We start from the raw sequence: 14,806 nt of genomic DNA on the forward strand, positions 1-14,806 counted from the left end.
CCTTGAAGCTCATCGGACGAATTGCCGAGATATGGCGCTACCCGGTGAGTTCACTGGCTGGTGAGCGGGTGGCAAGTGCCAGCCTGACCATGGACGGCGTCGTTGACGATCGCCAATTCGGCCTGATCGATGGCGAAACCGGGCTGCCGGCCGCGCCGGAGAAGCACGCGCGATGGCGCACGGCGCTTCATCTGCAGGCCCACAGCATCGCCGGACAATTGCCGACCATCACTTTTCCAGACGGACTGTGTCGCCCGGTGGACGACCGGGCGCTCAACGGTTTGCTGTCGGATTACTTCGGCTTTGACGCCGTGCTTGCGGCTCACGAAGCGATCGACGGCTACACTGATTTTCCGCGGACGGGGCAGCGCCATCCGCATTTCCCCGTGCATGTGCTCACGACGGCGTCACTGCGCCGGCTTGCGGAAGTGCGGCAGACCGACGCGATCGACGTGCGACGCTTCCGTCCCACGGTACTGATCGAGACCGTTCAAGCCACCGGCTTCGTGGAGAAGAACTGGATCGGCCAGAGCCTGCGCCTCGGCGCAGTCGGATTGCGGGCCGAGGAGGAAACGACACGTTGCGGCATTACGTTTATCGCGCAGCCCGGCGTTGAAGACGATCCGGAAGTTCTCCGGAGCATCCTGCGACACAACAAACGTCATCTCGGGATCAATTGCACGGTGGATGTCACGGGCACCCTGAATGAGGGCGACGACGTCTTCATCGACGATACGCCCGATCAGGCACTCTCCAGCGCACCGGCTCCTGCCCGCTGATCGCCACCGGTCTCGTCGAGAATCGCGCGCGCGACAATTTCGCCTATCTCGTGGGAGCTGGTGATGCCCTGAACGAACGGCAGCTTATGCAGCAGAAAGGAAATTGCCGCGCAATACAGCCGATTGCACAGATTGTCGGAGAATTTTGGCCTGAACGCCTCGTCGAGATCGACGCCGCCGGTGCGCGTGAATGCCTCCTCCGTCTCGGCAGTGATCAACGCCGCCCCCTCCGGCGTGGCGGCGGGCTTGATGACCCCCTGCTCCATCAGGCTCGGAAACGGCATATCGGTCGCTGACATGGACGCCTGGCCGGTCGCGTCGACGAAGGCATCAAACGCGACTGTCTTGCCGTCGAACCGGACCACCGCGCCATGCGTGACGCCTTCGGTGTCGAGCTTGTAGTCGCTGCCGAGTTTGAGAATTTCCAGCTTGCCCGCCCGCCGCAGCGCCAGCAGCCGCTGGATCGACTGGTGCGGAACGGTGGCATAGTCGTCGACGAAGACCGACTTGAATTTTGCGTGGAAACGCTTGAGGTCGTCCTGGTCGAGATGCGGTACCGCGCGCGCGACGATCTCATGCATGCGCAGGATCGCGTAGCGCCACGGCACGGTGTGTTCATTGGCCTTGTTCTGCTCGGCCTCCGCGAGATTAGCCGCGGCCCAGACGAAGGGATCGCGGGCCTCGCGCTCGGCAAAATAGGCCGACGCCAGCGTATCCACCGTCAGCAACGACAGCCCGATCTTTGCCGCATAATCGGGATCGCACGCTACCAGTTCGCGCTTGAACAGGTCGAAGACGTCATCCAGCAGGTTGGCGCTGCCGCGCGCGATCAGCGCGGCAACGGCTTCACCCGTGCAGATCTGCAATGGCGTGTAGGGATACTCGCAGTAGAAATCGGCTTCGGGCAGCAAGCCTTTGCGCGACATCAGCGCGGCGTGGAACGCCTCGCTGTCCGCCGCGCCCTGATACTGAAGCTGGCCACCCGCGTCGAGATAGAACACGCCGTGCGCCGTGGACACGGTGATCAGCGCATCGATGGCGCTCAGCGATGTGCCGAGAATGCCGACGAAACACGGTCCGATCTTCTTCAGGGCCGGCGCCGGCCATGGCGACATGAAGAATGCCGGTTTGATCTCGGTCGACTCTGGCCAGTTGTGCCCGGTGGCCATGACGACATGACCAAACGCGTAGTCCTTGCGGTCGCCGTCCGGCATGGGGACGGTGAGCTGGATCTCGGTTTCCTGCAGCCGGATATCGACGACTCGGTGGCGCGACTTGACGTCGATGGTGTGGCCGTTGGCCACGCCCTTGGCGATCAACTGCTGAAACTGGGACTGGAAAAATTCGCCGAGCACGACCCGGGGGTAGAATTCCCGCTCCCTGATGCGGTCGCGGGCGACGTTGAGGCGCTGCAATTCCGCGTCCGATTGTCGACGCAGCCACTCGACCAGCGTCTCGCAGATCGCCGGCAGTTCGATGCTGGCGATATTTGCGAGCATGGCCTGGTCGTTGATGTCCGGATGATAGGGCGTGCCCTTGCCGGCGTCCGCCTCGACCTCGAAGATCGAGATGGAGAGCGGCAGTCCGGGGCCCACCAGACCGGCGAGCGTATAGATGCCGGTCGGACCGGATCCGATGATGGCGATCCTGGGTGTCATGGCGCCCGTCGCCAGAACTGAGATGGTTTTCGGCACAAGATCATAGAAACGCTGGCCTCGGTGGCGGGGGCTGGAAAGACGCAATTGAGGTGATATTCAGCATAGCGACGTCCTGGCCGCGCTTTGGTTCCACGATGTCGCGGCAACCTTCCCTCAAAATGAAGGCCCTGGGCAACTATCGTAAAATCTGCCCCAGAAACAGCTTCGTCCGCTCATGCTTGGGATGCGCGAAGAACTCGTCCGGCGTGTCGGCCTCGATGATCTGCCCGGCGTCCATGAAAACAACGCGGTCGGCGACCTGCTTGGCGAAGCCCATCTCGTGCGTCACCACCAGCATGGTCATGCCCTCCTCGGCGAGGTCGACCATGGTGTCGAGCACTTCCTTGACCATCTCGGGATCGAGCGACGATGTCGGCTCGTCGAACAGCATCACCTTGGGGTTCATCGTCAGCGCGCGCGCGATCGCGACGCGCTGCTGCTGGCCGCCGGAAAGCTGGCCGGGAAATTTATGGGCCTGCTGCGGTATCCGGACGCGCTCGAGATATTTCATCGCCGCTTCCTCGGCGTCCTTCTTCGGGATGTTGCGCACCCAGATCGGCGCCAGCGTGCAGTTTTCCAGCACGGTGAGGTGCGGGAACAGATTGAAGCTCTGGAACACCATGCCGACTTCTCGGCGGACGTCGTCGACGCGGCGCAAATTGGGGCCGAGCTCGATGCCGTCGACCTTGATCGAGCCTTCCTGAAACTCCTCCAGCGCATTGATGCAGCGGATCAACGTCGATTTGCCGGAGCCGGACGGTCCGCAGATCACGATGCGCTCGCCGCGCCCGACATCGAGATCGATGTCGCGCAGCACATGGAAATCGCCGAACCATTTATTGAGGCCGGCGATGGAGACGATCGGGTTCGCAGTCATGGCCATGAGACTCAATTGCGCCGGTGAGCATTGAGACGATGCTCGACGAACAGGGAATAGCGCGACATGCCGAAACACAACACGAAGTAGATCATGCCGGCGAACGCAAAGCCGGTGAATAACGTGCTGGGCGTCGACCACGTCGGATCGGCAAACGACGCGCGCAACTGCCCGAGCAGGTCAAACAGCGCCACGATCGACACCAGCGAGGTGTCCTTCAGCATCGCGATGAAGGAGTTGACGAGACCGGGAATGACATGGCGCAGCGCCTGCGGCATCACCACGAGACCGGTAGTTTTCCGATAGGACAGACCCAGTGCACTCGCCGCCTCGGCCTGCCCGCGCGGTATCGCGTTGAGGCCGCCGCGGATCACTTCGGCATTGTAGGCACCGGCGAACAGCGCGATGCCGATCAGCACGCGGACCAGACCATCGACGGTGAAATTGCCGGGCAGAAACAGCGGCAGCATGTAGGTCGCAAAGAACAGCACCGTGATCAACGGCAGGCCGCGCCAGAATTCGATGAAGGCGACGCAGAACACCCGGATTAGCGGAATGGTGGAACGCCGGCCCAGCGCCAGCGCGATGCCGACCGGCATCGAGGCGACGATACCGGTGACCGACACCACCATCGTGACCAGCAACCCGCCCCACATCCGCGTGGCGACGACCGGCAGGCCCTGGCGGTCGAGCCGCAGGATCGCGATCACCATCGCGATCCCCGCGAAAGTGGTCAGGCTCGCGATCAGCGCCCGCCAGCCATTGCGAAAACCGCCGCCGACGAGAAACATGATCGCTGACACGATCAGTGCGGTGGCGAGAAAGTCGGCCCATACCGGCTGGCTGGAGCTCTCGATGAATTTCCGCAGGAACGTCAGCGGCCACAAAAGGATCGCCAAACCGTAGCCGGTCAGTTCGATCAACCCGCCCAGCCCGCGAAGAACTGCCGACAGCATCGGCAGCGATGTCGCTTGCGCGAGTTGCTGGCCGCCGTCGACCAGTGCGTTGGCAAAGCTGGCCAGAGCGGCCTCGCTCCATGCGATGCCGAAACCCCTGATGCCGCCGCCATAGAGCAAAAAGAACGCCACGATCGGGAAGGCGATGAAGAACAGCCCGGCGTTCAGGCTCTTGGCCGGCAGTTTCGGAATCAGCAGCGGCAGCAACAGCAGCGCTGCGAGTCCAAACGTCAGGTTGACGCGCCAGCGCTCCGGCTGCGGATAGAAGCCATAGATGAACTGGCTGAACTTGGCCTGCACGAACGGCCAGCACGCGCCGACCGCCCGGCCGGTGGTTTCGGCAAGGCATGCCGTGCGATCCCGGCCCGTCCAGACCGCGTCGATCAGCAGGAATTTCACCGCGGGAACGATGCTGAACCACAACAGCAGGAGGCAGGTCATGGTCAGCAGCACGTTGGTCGGTGAATTGAGCAGGCGGTTGCGAACGAAGCCGGTTACGCCGGTCGTCTTCACGGGCGCGGCGCGCTCGGGGATCAGTTGGTTCGAGATGAAGGCGGGCTCGCTCATGCGGGCTGCGTCCGGCCGAAACGCCAGCCGTAAAGACTCATGATGGCGCTGGTGATCAGGGAAATGGCGAGATAGACGCCCATCGTGATGACGATCACCTCGATCGCTTGGCCGGTCTGGCTCAACGTGGTGCCGGCGAACACCGAGAACAGATCGGGATAGCCGATAGCCACGGCCAGCGACGAGTTCTTGGTGAGGTTGAGATACTGGTTGGTGAGCGGCGGCAGGATCACGCGCAGCGCCTGCGGCACCACGATCAGCCGCAACGTAGCGCCGCGACTTAGGCCCAGCGACGCTCCCGCCTCAGCCTGCCCCTTGTGCACCGACTGCACGCCGGCGCGAACGATCTCGGCAATGAAGGCCGCGGTGTAGGTCGACAGCGCCAGCACCAGTGCGACAAATTCGGGAATCACGCGCGAGCCGCCGGAAAAATTGAAGCCGCGAAGTTCGGGATATTGAAACGTCACCGGTCTGCCGAACAGCGCCACGGCCAGCACCGGCAAACCGATCAGCAGCGCGGCGGCATAAGGCCATATCCGGATCACGCGGCCGCTCTGAAACAGCGTTCGTCGCGCATAGACGCGCAACAGCAGCGCAGCGATGATCGAAAGGACGATCGCGACCGCAAACGCATCGAAGCCCGCGGCTGCGATCGGCTTCGGCACGCCAAAGCCGCGATTGCTGAGAAAGAAACTGTTCCACAGCGAAATGCTCTGTCGCGGGCTCGGCAGCGTGGCGAGCACGGCAAGATACCAGAACAACAGTTGAAACAGCAGCGGCAGGTTACGGATCAGTTCGATATAGGCGCCGGCCATCCGCGCCAGCAGCCAATTCGGCGACATCCGCCCGAGCCCGACCGCAAAGCCGATGATCGTGGCGAAGAAGATTCCGATCACCGACACCACCAGCGTGTTGACGAGGCCGACGAGAAAGACCTGCGTGTACCTGTCGGTTTCGGAATACGGGATCAGCGACTGGCTGACACCGAAGCCGGCGGTGTTGGCGAGGAAGCCGAAACCCGAGGCGATGCCCTGCGCGGCGAGGTTGACGCGCGTGTTGGCGACGATCTCGTAGCCGATCCAGACCAACAGGGCGACGAACAGGATCTGCGCCGCAAAGCCGCTCCAGCCCGCCTGCCCGCCCAGCGCCCGTCGCAGCTTTGCGGCGAACTGCGACGGCGGCGGTCTTGCTTCAGTGGTCATGGCCGCTGGCGGCTGCTGCGGCAGGCTCAGCGGATCGGCGGGGCGTACTGGATGCCGCCCTTGTTCCACAGCGCGTTGAGGCCGCGGGCGATGCCGAGCTTGGAGCCGGCGCCGATGTTGCGGTCGAACACCTCGCCATAATTGCCGGTCGCCTTCACGATGCGCGCCACCCAGTCCTTGGTCAGGCCGAGCGTCTCGCCGAGATTGCCGTCGGTGCCGAACACGCGCTTCAACTCCGGCTTGTCCGATTTCGCCATGTCATCAACATTCTTCTGCGTGATGCCGAGCTCCTCGGCATTCAGCAGCGCGAACAGCGTCCATTTGACGACATCGAGCCACTGGTCGTCGCCATGGCGCACCAGCGGCCCCAGCGGCTCCTTGGAGATCACTTCCGGCAGCACGCCATGGTCGGCGGGAACGGCGAGTTTGAGGCGTTCGGCATAGAGGCCGGAGACGTCGGAGGTAAACACGTCGCAGCGTCCGGCCTCATAGGCCTTGACGGTTTCATCGGCGGTGCCGAACGCGATCACTTCGTACTTCATGTTGTTGCCCTTGAAGTAGTCGGCAACGTTCTGCTCGGTGGTGGTGCCGGTCTGCACGCAGACCGAGGCGCTGTTCAGTTCCAGGGCGGAGTTGACCTTCAGCGACTTGCGCACCAGGAATCCCTGGCCGTCATAATAGGTGATGCCGGCGAAGTTGACGCCGAGCGAGGTGTCGCGCGACAGCGTCCAGGTGGTGTTGCGCGACAAGACGTCGATTTCGCCGGACTGCAGCGCGGTGAAACGGTCCTTGGCCGACAGCGGCACATATTTGACCTTGGTCGGATCGTTGAAGATCGCGGCCGCCACGGCGCGGCAGATGTCGACGTCGAAGCCGGCCCAATTGCCTTTGTCGTCGGGCGCCGAGAAGCCCGGCAGGCCGGAACTCACGCCGCAGGACAGCATGCCGCGGTCCTTGACAGTCTTCAGGGTCTGCGCCGAGGCCGCTTGCGCGGAAAGCCCGGCCATGGCGAGGGTGCAAAGCAAAATTGCGCGTTTCATGGCAAAGCCTTTCAGGGACGTCCGGAGCATTGGCTTGATCGCCGCGCCAAAAGGGCAACCTAACGATCCCGACGGCCAACGCAAAGCCCGGCCGGACCGGGAATCGGTCAAAGCGGGACCGTTGATCGGGCAATTCACTGGAATTCGTGGCAGGCCCCGCGACAGGCAGCGAGGAACAGCGCGCTATCACAGAACGATCCGGCAGCGCGGTCAAGGGGTTGACGGTGATCTTCCCGGTCCTGTTAGGTGGGGCGTCCGAGCCAGCCCGCCTGCCGGACGTCCCGCGCCCTCGGGCTGTGGCCAACTTCTCCCACCTGCGACGGATCCATGATGGCTTCAAACGACAATCACGGCACCGCTTCCCTCGCCATCGAGACCGAACTGGTCACCGCCGGTCGCGACACCGTGTCGCAAAAGGGCTTCGTCAACCCGCCAGTGGTGCGCGGCTCGACCGTGCTGTACCCGAGCGCCGAGGCGCTGCATGCCCATCGCGGCGAGTTCCAGTACGGCCGCCATGGCACGCCGACCACCAAGGCGCTGCAGGAAGCCCTGATGGCGCTGGAAGGCCCGAGCTGCGCCGGCGTCGGCCTGGTGCCGTCCGGCCTGTCGGCGATCTCCACCACCCTCCTCTCGGTACTCAAATCCGGCGATCACCTGCTGGTCAGCGACAGCGCCTACCGGCCGACCCGCAATTTCTGCAACGGCATGTTGAAGCGGCTCGGCATCGAAACCAGCTATTTCGATCCGCTGATCGGCGCCGGCATCAAGGAGCTGCTGAAACCCAACACCCGCGTGGTGATGGTCGAGGCGCCGGGCTCGCAATCCTTCGAGATGCCCGACGTGCCCTTGATAGCCGGGATTGCCCACGCGCATGGCGCTCTCGTCATCGACGACAATACCTGGGCGACGCCGCTGTACCATCGTTCGCTCGAACAGGGCGTCGACATCAGCATCCAGGCCGCCACCAAATATATCGGCGGCCATTCCGACATCATGTTCGGCACCATCTCGGCCAACGCCCGCGCCTGGCCGCTGGTCGACGAAGGCATCAAGCTGCTCGGCGTCTGCGCCGGGCCGGACGACGTATTCCTGGCGCTGCGCGGCCTGCGCACGATGGCGGTGCGGCTGGCGCATCACCAGCGCTCCGGACTCGAGATGGCGCAGTGGCTGGCGACACGGCCGGAAGTGCTCGCCGTGCTGCATCCGGCGTTGCCGAGCCATCCCGGACACGCCATCTGGCAGCGCGATTTCACCGGTGCCTCCGGGCTGTTCAGCATTACCCTGAAGCCGGTGTCTCAGGCGGCCGTCGATGCGTTGCTCGACACCGTCAAACTGTTCGGCATGGGCTATTCGTGGGGTGGCTTCGAAAGCCTGGTGATCCCGTTCGACTGCGCGACCTATCGCACCGCAACCGAATGGGCGCCGGGCGGCCCGGCGCTGCGGCTGCATATCGGGCTGGAAAGCACGGACGATCTCAAGGCCGACCTGGAACGCGGCTTCGCCGCGCTCCGCGCGGCTGCGCGCTGACGCCTGCCCCCCTGGACGGCAGCATTAGGCAGGCGGCGCTCGTTCCGTGACCTCAACGGGTCCGTCGATGCTACCAGCTCAACCGCGCCCCGCCGGAGAGCTGGTGGCTCTCGGCATTGCCGCGGAATTCGCCATTATAGGCGGCGAACAGCCGGAAGTTTTCGCTCCGCCAGCCGGAGATCTTGGCGCCAACCAGTGCGGCGTTGCGGCCCGGCTGCGCGGCTGAAACGCTGAAGCTTTCATCCAGCAGGGCGGCGCTGCTGACCAGCGTGGTATCGCGCAGGTCATAGCCCCAGCCGAGCTTCAGTTCCGGCATCAGCGTGGCACCATCGGACGTGCGCAGCCGCGCGCTGGCGGCCAGACCGGCCGTGGTGGTCAGCTTGTCGTAGGTTTGCGCGGCGTAGACGAGGCCAAACGGCAACTGGCTTTCGCTGTAGCCGTCGCGCCGGAAGCCCTGCCAGCTGACACCGGCAAACGGCTTCAGCGATACGTCCGGTGCCAGTGCGATCCGGTAGCCGGCTTCCAGCGAGGTGCCGAGACCGATGCCGTTGGTGCTGCCCTGCAGGGCGGAGCTCGTCAGCATGATCTGGCGGGTGGTCGAGATCTGGCTGGGACCGGCGGCGATACGGAAATCCACCACGGCTGCGCCCGGCGTCCAGCTCGCATAGGCGGCGCCGGCATAGGTGTCGGAGGTCCCGCGAATGTCGGTCGAGGTCGCCGACGTCCGCGCGAAACCGAACGCGCCGCCGGCGATCAGGTTGTTGGCGAAGACGCGATCGGCGCCGACGGTAAAGCCGCCGCTGACCGCCTTGGAGCCGGCCAGTTCGCCGGAATCCCCGACCCGGCTGCTGCGTCCAAAGCCCTGCCCCCAAACGCTCCAGCCGTCCTGCGGGTTCTCCGCCGGCGTCAGGCTGGCGAAGGCATTGCTGGCGGCCGTCTCGGCGCTCATCACATTGCGGCCGGCATAGGACATTGCGAAGGACTGCGCAGCGCCGTTCTGGCCCTGCTGGCCGCCCAGCGCGAGCGTATCCTGGCGGTCGCCGACCGCGCCGAGGAAGCCGGCAAAGGCCTGCAACGGCGCGCTCGAAACCGCCGGCTGGCCGGGGCCGCCGAGCTGCGACAGCGCCTTGTCGAATTGCGCCTCGGTGTCGAGATTATACAACGCGTCGAACAGGGCCTTTTCGTTCGCCGTCGGCATCGCGCCTGCGCCGGCGCGCTCACTGTCGAGAATGGCCGCGACCGACCGCGAACCCGCGCCGAGCTGATCGACATTGGCCAGTCCAGAGAAGCTGGCGGGCGTCACCGTGAGCGTGATCGCGGTGGTCCCGTAGATAAGATCAAAGCGACCATTGGCCGGCAGGCCGGAGGTCGGCTGGATCAGCGACGCAAAGGTGCCGGCGGTGCGGGCGCCACCGGTGGCCTGCACGAAGGCGAAATCAGTGCCGATCGCTGGCGTGTAATTGCTGACGGTGCCGACGCTGCCGCGTAGCACCGGCGTCAAGGTCCCGGCCGCCCAGAATACGTTGCCGGCCCCGGTGACGTAGATCCTGTCATAGGTGCCCGGCCCGCCCGGCACATTCAGGGTACCGTCGATATCGATCCTGGTCGTGGCGGTCGAGGCCAGCGTGACATTGCCGTTGAAAGTCAGCGAACCCACCGAATTGCCGGCCAGCACGGTGCCGGGCGCGACCACATTGTTGGCGACGAGGTCACCGATGTTGGCCATCTTGCCCGGCGACAATGTGCCGGCGATGAAACTGTTGCCGTTCACGGTACCGAAGCCGGCCAGCGTCGCGGGTTGCGCGACGTTCAGCGTCTTGCCGACCGTCAGGCCCAGCGTGCCGTCGACGGCAAGCGTGCCCATCGCTGCGAACACGTTGCCACCGGCATTGGTGCGGCCGGCGATCGTCAGAATGCCGTCGCCGGACTTGGTGAAGTCGCCTTGCGTCGTCAGCAATCGACTCCAGTAAGCAGTGGTGTCGGCGGCGACTGCGACATTGGCATTGGCGGCGAGTGCCGTCGGACCGTCCGTCGCCCGGTCGAGCCGGATCAGGCCGTAACCGAAGATGGCGTCGAGACCGGCAGCGCCGAGATCTTCGGTGGTCGAGAATAGCAAGCGGGCCAGGTCCTGCGCGTTATAGGTCGGATTGGCCTGGATCAGCACCGCCAGCGCGCCGGACACCGTCGGCGCCGCCATCGAGGTGCCTTGCGCGAAACCGTAGGTGTTGTTGGGAACGGTCGAATACACCATCTGCCCGACGCCATCGTCGCCGCCCGGCGCTGCCACGCACCAGCTCGCCGTCACGCCGCAATAGTTCGAATACCAGGCTGGCGCCTTGGTGCTGGCGACAGACATCACGCCGATGATCAGGCCGGCCTGTTGCTGATAAAGCGCCAGATCGAGACCGGTGCCGCCATCGTCATAGACGCCTGTCGCGGCGTGCGCAGGCTGAATGTAGGGATAAAGCGCCATGCCGCTCGGGTTTTTCGCAGCGATCGGGTGATCCTTGCGATCGTTGCCGGTCGCCGCCACGATGATCTTGCCGGCCTTCAGAACGTTGAGAACCGCACGGGCTTCGGTCTCGTTCGGACCGGTGCCCAGCGACCACACGGTTTGCGGCGCGTCGGGAGCGTTGGGTCCATAGCTGGCATTATAGGTCATCACGTCGCGCAGCGATGCGACGTAATCCAGCGGCGCGGCGTTGGGATCGATGCCAGGCCCGTAAGTGTAGTTTGCGCCACGCGCCACGATGGTGCGGATCGGAATGATGTTGCTGTCGTAGGCCACGCCATGCATATCGACGCCGGCAACCTTCGCCGCGGCGATGATGCCCGCCACGTGCGAGCCATGGATGTCGGTCTCGGTGGCGACCTGCGGGGTAAGCTCCGCGGGATTATAGGTGCCGCCGGCCTGAACGAGATAGTTCCGTCCCAGCGCAATGTTCATCTTGTTGACGAGCGCGGCGTTGGTAACGTCAAATCCACTGTCGCCAACAGCGACGGTCACGCCCTGGCCGGTGAAGCCGCGGTTGTAGGCGGCCTGGGCCTGAATCAGATCCAGATTCCATGTCTGCAGAAAGGTGGACGGCAAACCCGCCGCCGCGCGCGGCACGTTCACGGGGCTGGACGCCGCCTCATAGGCGCTCGCACCGACGCCCGAGGCGCCGATGCTTCTTGTTGCCAGGATCTGGGCGGCGTTCGGCGCCAGTGTCATGGGCTGGCCTGAGGTCAGAACCCCCAAATCGGCAGCGGTGGTGACATCCCGCAAGGCCGCAGGAGCCAAGCGGGCGACATGGCGGACGATCGGGTCGCGAAGGCCGGGTTGACGGTACGTATTGTCATAGGCGAGCGCGATGAGGGTGCGCTCTCCCTGTCGCAGCGCGCCGGCCAGTTCACGCTGCTGATCGGCGGTCAGCGATCCATTCGTTTTTCTAGCGGCCCGGGACGGGTTCACCGCATCCGGTCCTGCCGCGTGCAACGCGGTTGGAACGGCAGCGCTACTTAATATCGTCGTGCACAACAGCAGCTTCGAAAGATCGCGATAGCGCCGATATGCACGCATAGTAACCAACTCCATCACCAGCGCTGGACGTCGCAGGACGCCCGGCGCACGCAGTTTCGAGAAGTACCGATGTGACAGTTCGGTTGACGACAGGCAGTCGCAAACCGCAGCCTGTTTTGCGTTCTAATACGGCGGCGCGTTTGATAGACAGCGCGATGTTGAGGCTGGGGCTTCCCGCGTGCGCTTTGACTTGACCCAGCGTCTCAGTTCGATCCGGCGGGACAATGCAGCATGCGAAACGTAGTTCGGCGCCACAGGCGAAGCCGAACCGGAATGATCCGCACGTCAGGAAAAGTTCACCACAACTAAAGTCCTGCAGATACAGGGCTGACATCCGGCGTTGCCATATGCAACATGGCAGCATTCGACCGGACGAACCAGAATCGCTCGTCTCGGTGGAGCCGAAACAAAAGTTCTCGGCGCTCGGTGCAGCAGATTTCCGGTTTACGCATGTCCAGCCTTCCGCGACTTTATTACGTCACCACCGGGCTGGACGCGGCGAACGCCTTTGAGACCTGGAGCGCGGTGATCTCACCGTTATTTGAGCCGCGTGCATGCGGCCCCTCCAGGAAAACCCCGACGGGGTCGGCGTCAGGTGTGATTGTTGGCCAGATCATCATCGCCAAGGTGATCTTCAACGCGCAGGATTTCATCCGGGAGGCGCAGCGAATCAGTGCGACCCCGGGCCACATCTTGCTGCATCTTTATTTGAGCGGCGGCTTCAACGGCACCGTCTCCGGGCACAAGACGGCGATCGGCCCCGGCAAGGTCGCGATCATCGATCTGGCCTACCCGATCGAAACCCGGGCTTTTGCATCCACCACCCTGTCGCTGATCGTGCCCCGCAAGCTGCTGGGCGACGGAGCGCTGGAAAACCTGAAACCGCGCCTTGATCCGTTCCGCAACGACCTGCCGGCGGCGCATATTCAGGGGCTCCATGAACGCGGCGCCCAGTTGCGCGAAGACGATATTGCAGCAACGGTCGCGGACACCGTGGCCTTCCTTAAAAGACTGCTCGCGCCGGCTCCGGACGATTCGCTGGTCGAACAGAGGAATGCCGATGCCAACGTGCTGGCGCTGATGGAAGCCGTGATACGCGACAATCTGGCGCTGCCGGAATTGTCGCCGGAATGGCTGGCGCTGGAGCTCGAAATTTCGCGCGCCTCGCTGTATCGACTGTTTGCCAGTCACGGCGGCATCATGCGCTATGTCCAGGAGCGACGGCTGCTCGCCGTCCAGGCCGCGCTCAGCGATCCGCTCGAGACGCGCCGGCTGTCGCGGCTTGCTGCCGATCTCGGCTTCAAGAGCGAGGCGCATTTCAGCCGCAGCTTCCGTGCCCGGTTCGGCATCACCGCGAGCCGCTATCGCAAGACGCAGATCGATGCCTCCGCGACGATCCAGCTCACCAGCCCGGACGTGGTCCGGCAGTGGTGGATGAACGTCGCCGAACGCAGCGAGCAAGCCGCCGCAAGCTGATCAGCTGTCCAGCGTCTTCGAACCCTTGGCGTGGTTCTTGATGATCAGCATGATATTGCGGACGTAGATGACAGTGGCGAACGCCTGGCCGAGGATAATCACCGGCTCGCGCTTGGCGATGCCGTACACCAGCGTCATCAACCCGCCGGCCATCGAGAAGAACCAGAACGCCATCGGAACCACGCTGGCGCCTGCGCGCTCGCTGGAGATCCACTGCACCAGGAACCGCGCGGTGAACAGCAATTGCGCCACCAAGCCGAAGGCGAGCCAGAAATCGAACTTGGCGACAAACACATCGTAGAGATAGTCGCCCAGCTCTTGGCCATATTGAATCAGCATTATTTGTACTCGGTTGCGACCGGCGTCGGGCGCTTGCGGCGGATCAACCACCACACGCCGGCGAGGTCCATGATGCCGATCCACAACCGATCGAAGAAGCCGTAATTCGAAATCCCGGAATGGCGGGGCCGGTCGATCACATCGACATAGGCGATCTCGAAACCCTCGCGGCGCACCAGTGCGGGCAAAAAGCGGTGCAGGCCATCGAAATATGGCATCGACAGAAACACGTCGCGGCGGAACGCCTTCAGGCCACAGCCGGTGTCGCGGGTGCCGTCGCTAAGCACCGCGCTGCGCACCCGGTTGGCGATCTTCGACTGCATCTTCTTGAAACCGGTGTCCTTGCGACCGACGCGCTGGCCGGCGGCGAGGCCGACCCGGCCTGCCCCGGCCTGCACGGCGGCGATCAAATCCGGCAGAAACGCCGGATTGTTCTGGCCGTCGCCATCCAGCGTTGCGACGATGGCGCCGCGCGCGGCGCGGACGCCGCTGCGCACCGCCGCCGACTGGCCCGACGAGACGGCATGGTCGATGCGGCGCAGATTGGCGCGCGCTCGCATCAATTCGACGAGCCGCTGCGGCGTAGCGTCGGTCGAGCCGTCATTGACGTAGATGATCTCATAGGCAAAGCGGCCGTCGAGCGCCGCGCCGATCTCTGCGATCACGGGCGCGACATTGTCCTGCTCGTTACGAACCGGAACGACGATCGAGACATCGACGGGAATGGTGTCAAAAGACGACAAATCAGGGCTCTTGGGTTGGGTGGCGCTGCGGAACCCGCCTT

12 protein-coding genes are annotated in these 14,806 nt (G+C 64.1%); 4 read left to right on the forward strand and 8 right to left on the reverse strand.

Annotated features, from left to right (window positions below; translation table 11 throughout):
- The first annotated feature begins 2 nt into the window (after window positions 1-2).
- Window positions 3-779, forward strand: a complete 777-nt coding sequence (locus FNL56_RS16415; RefSeq protein WP_143573993.1) for an MOSC domain-containing protein — start codon at window positions 3-5, stop codon at window positions 777-779.
- Here FNL56_RS16415 and FNL56_RS16420 read toward each other — a convergent pair.
- The 5 genes from FNL56_RS16420 to FNL56_RS16440 all read right to left on the reverse strand — a co-directional run bounded on the left by FNL56_RS16420 (window position 743) and on the right by FNL56_RS16440 (window position 7,118).
- Window positions 743-2,437 (reverse strand): FAD/NAD(P)-binding protein, encoded by a 1,695-nt coding sequence (locus FNL56_RS16420; RefSeq protein WP_143573994.1) that lies wholly within the window; start codon window positions 2,435-2,437, stop codon window positions 743-745. The genes FNL56_RS16415 and FNL56_RS16420 overlap by 37 nt on opposite strands.
- 175 nt (window positions 2,438-2,612) lie before the next feature.
- The gene (locus FNL56_RS16425; protein WP_143576200.1) at window positions 2,613-3,353 is read right to left on the reverse strand and encodes an amino acid ABC transporter ATP-binding protein; all 741 of its coding nucleotides are present in this window, start codon (window positions 3,351-3,353) and stop codon (window positions 2,613-2,615) included.
- Window positions 3,354-3,364: 11 nt separating this feature from the next.
- Window positions 3,365-4,876: an amino acid ABC transporter permease gene (locus FNL56_RS16430; protein WP_143582162.1), complete on the reverse strand. Its 1,512-nt coding sequence runs from the start codon at window positions 4,874-4,876 to the stop codon at window positions 3,365-3,367.
- Window positions 4,873-6,078: an amino acid ABC transporter permease gene (locus FNL56_RS16435; protein ID WP_143582163.1), complete on the reverse strand. Its 1,206-nt coding sequence runs from the start codon at window positions 6,076-6,078 to the stop codon at window positions 4,873-4,875. The genes FNL56_RS16430 and FNL56_RS16435 overlap by 4 nt, the downstream gene beginning before the upstream one ends.
- Window positions 6,079-6,104: 26 nt before the next feature.
- A complete protein-coding gene (locus tag FNL56_RS16440) occupies window positions 6,105-7,118 on the reverse strand; it encodes an amino acid ABC transporter substrate-binding protein (RefSeq protein WP_143573997.1) in 1,014 nt (337 codons plus the stop codon).
- Between the two features lie 327 nt (window positions 7,119-7,445).
- On the opposite strand from FNL56_RS16440, the gene metC reads away from it, so the two are divergent.
- Window positions 7,446-8,645 carry a cystathionine beta-lyase gene (gene metC, locus FNL56_RS16445; RefSeq protein ID WP_441351233.1) on the forward strand — a complete coding sequence of 400 codons (1,200 nt, stop codon included), beginning with the start codon at window positions 7,446-7,448 and terminating at the stop codon, window positions 8,643-8,645.
- Between the two features lie 70 nt (window positions 8,646-8,715).
- Here metC and FNL56_RS16450 read toward each other — a convergent pair whose 3' ends face one another.
- Window positions 8,716-11,859: an autotransporter domain-containing protein gene (locus FNL56_RS16450; RefSeq protein WP_246661585.1), complete on the reverse strand. Its 3,144-nt coding sequence runs from the start codon at window positions 11,857-11,859 to the stop codon at window positions 8,716-8,718.
- A 78-nt stretch (window positions 11,860-11,937) separates the two neighbouring features.
- Here FNL56_RS16450 and FNL56_RS28435 point away from each other — a divergent pair, with 78 nt between their 5' ends.
- On the forward strand, window positions 11,938-12,150 hold the full coding sequence (locus tag FNL56_RS28435; RefSeq protein WP_246660688.1) for a hypothetical protein: 213 nt from the start codon (window positions 11,938-11,940) through the stop codon (window positions 12,148-12,150).
- A 507-nt stretch (window positions 12,151-12,657) separates the two neighbouring features.
- Entirely contained in the window at window positions 12,658-13,683 is a 1,026-nt protein-coding gene (locus FNL56_RS16455; RefSeq protein WP_143578014.1) for a helix-turn-helix domain-containing protein, read from the forward strand.
- Here the strand turns inward: FNL56_RS16455 and FNL56_RS16460 are convergent, their stop codons facing one another.
- Together FNL56_RS16460 and FNL56_RS16465 are read right to left on the reverse strand one after the other, a co-directional pair.
- Window positions 13,684-14,022: a lipid-A-disaccharide synthase N-terminal domain-containing protein gene (locus FNL56_RS16460; RefSeq protein WP_143574000.1), complete on the reverse strand. Its 339-nt coding sequence runs from the start codon at window positions 14,020-14,022 to the stop codon at window positions 13,684-13,686. It abuts the gene before it with no gap.
- Complete coding sequence (locus FNL56_RS16465; RefSeq protein ID WP_246660689.1) at window positions 14,022-14,765, reverse strand: glycosyltransferase family 2 protein; 744 nt, start codon at window positions 14,763-14,765, stop codon at window positions 14,022-14,024. Before FNL56_RS16465 ends, FNL56_RS16460 begins: the two co-directional genes overlap by 1 nt.
- Window positions 14,766-14,806 lie beyond the last annotated feature (41 nt).

This window comes from Tardiphaga sp. vice304, assembly GCF_007018905.1.
Classification (GTDB): domain Bacteria; phylum Pseudomonadota; class Alphaproteobacteria; order Rhizobiales; family Xanthobacteraceae; genus Tardiphaga.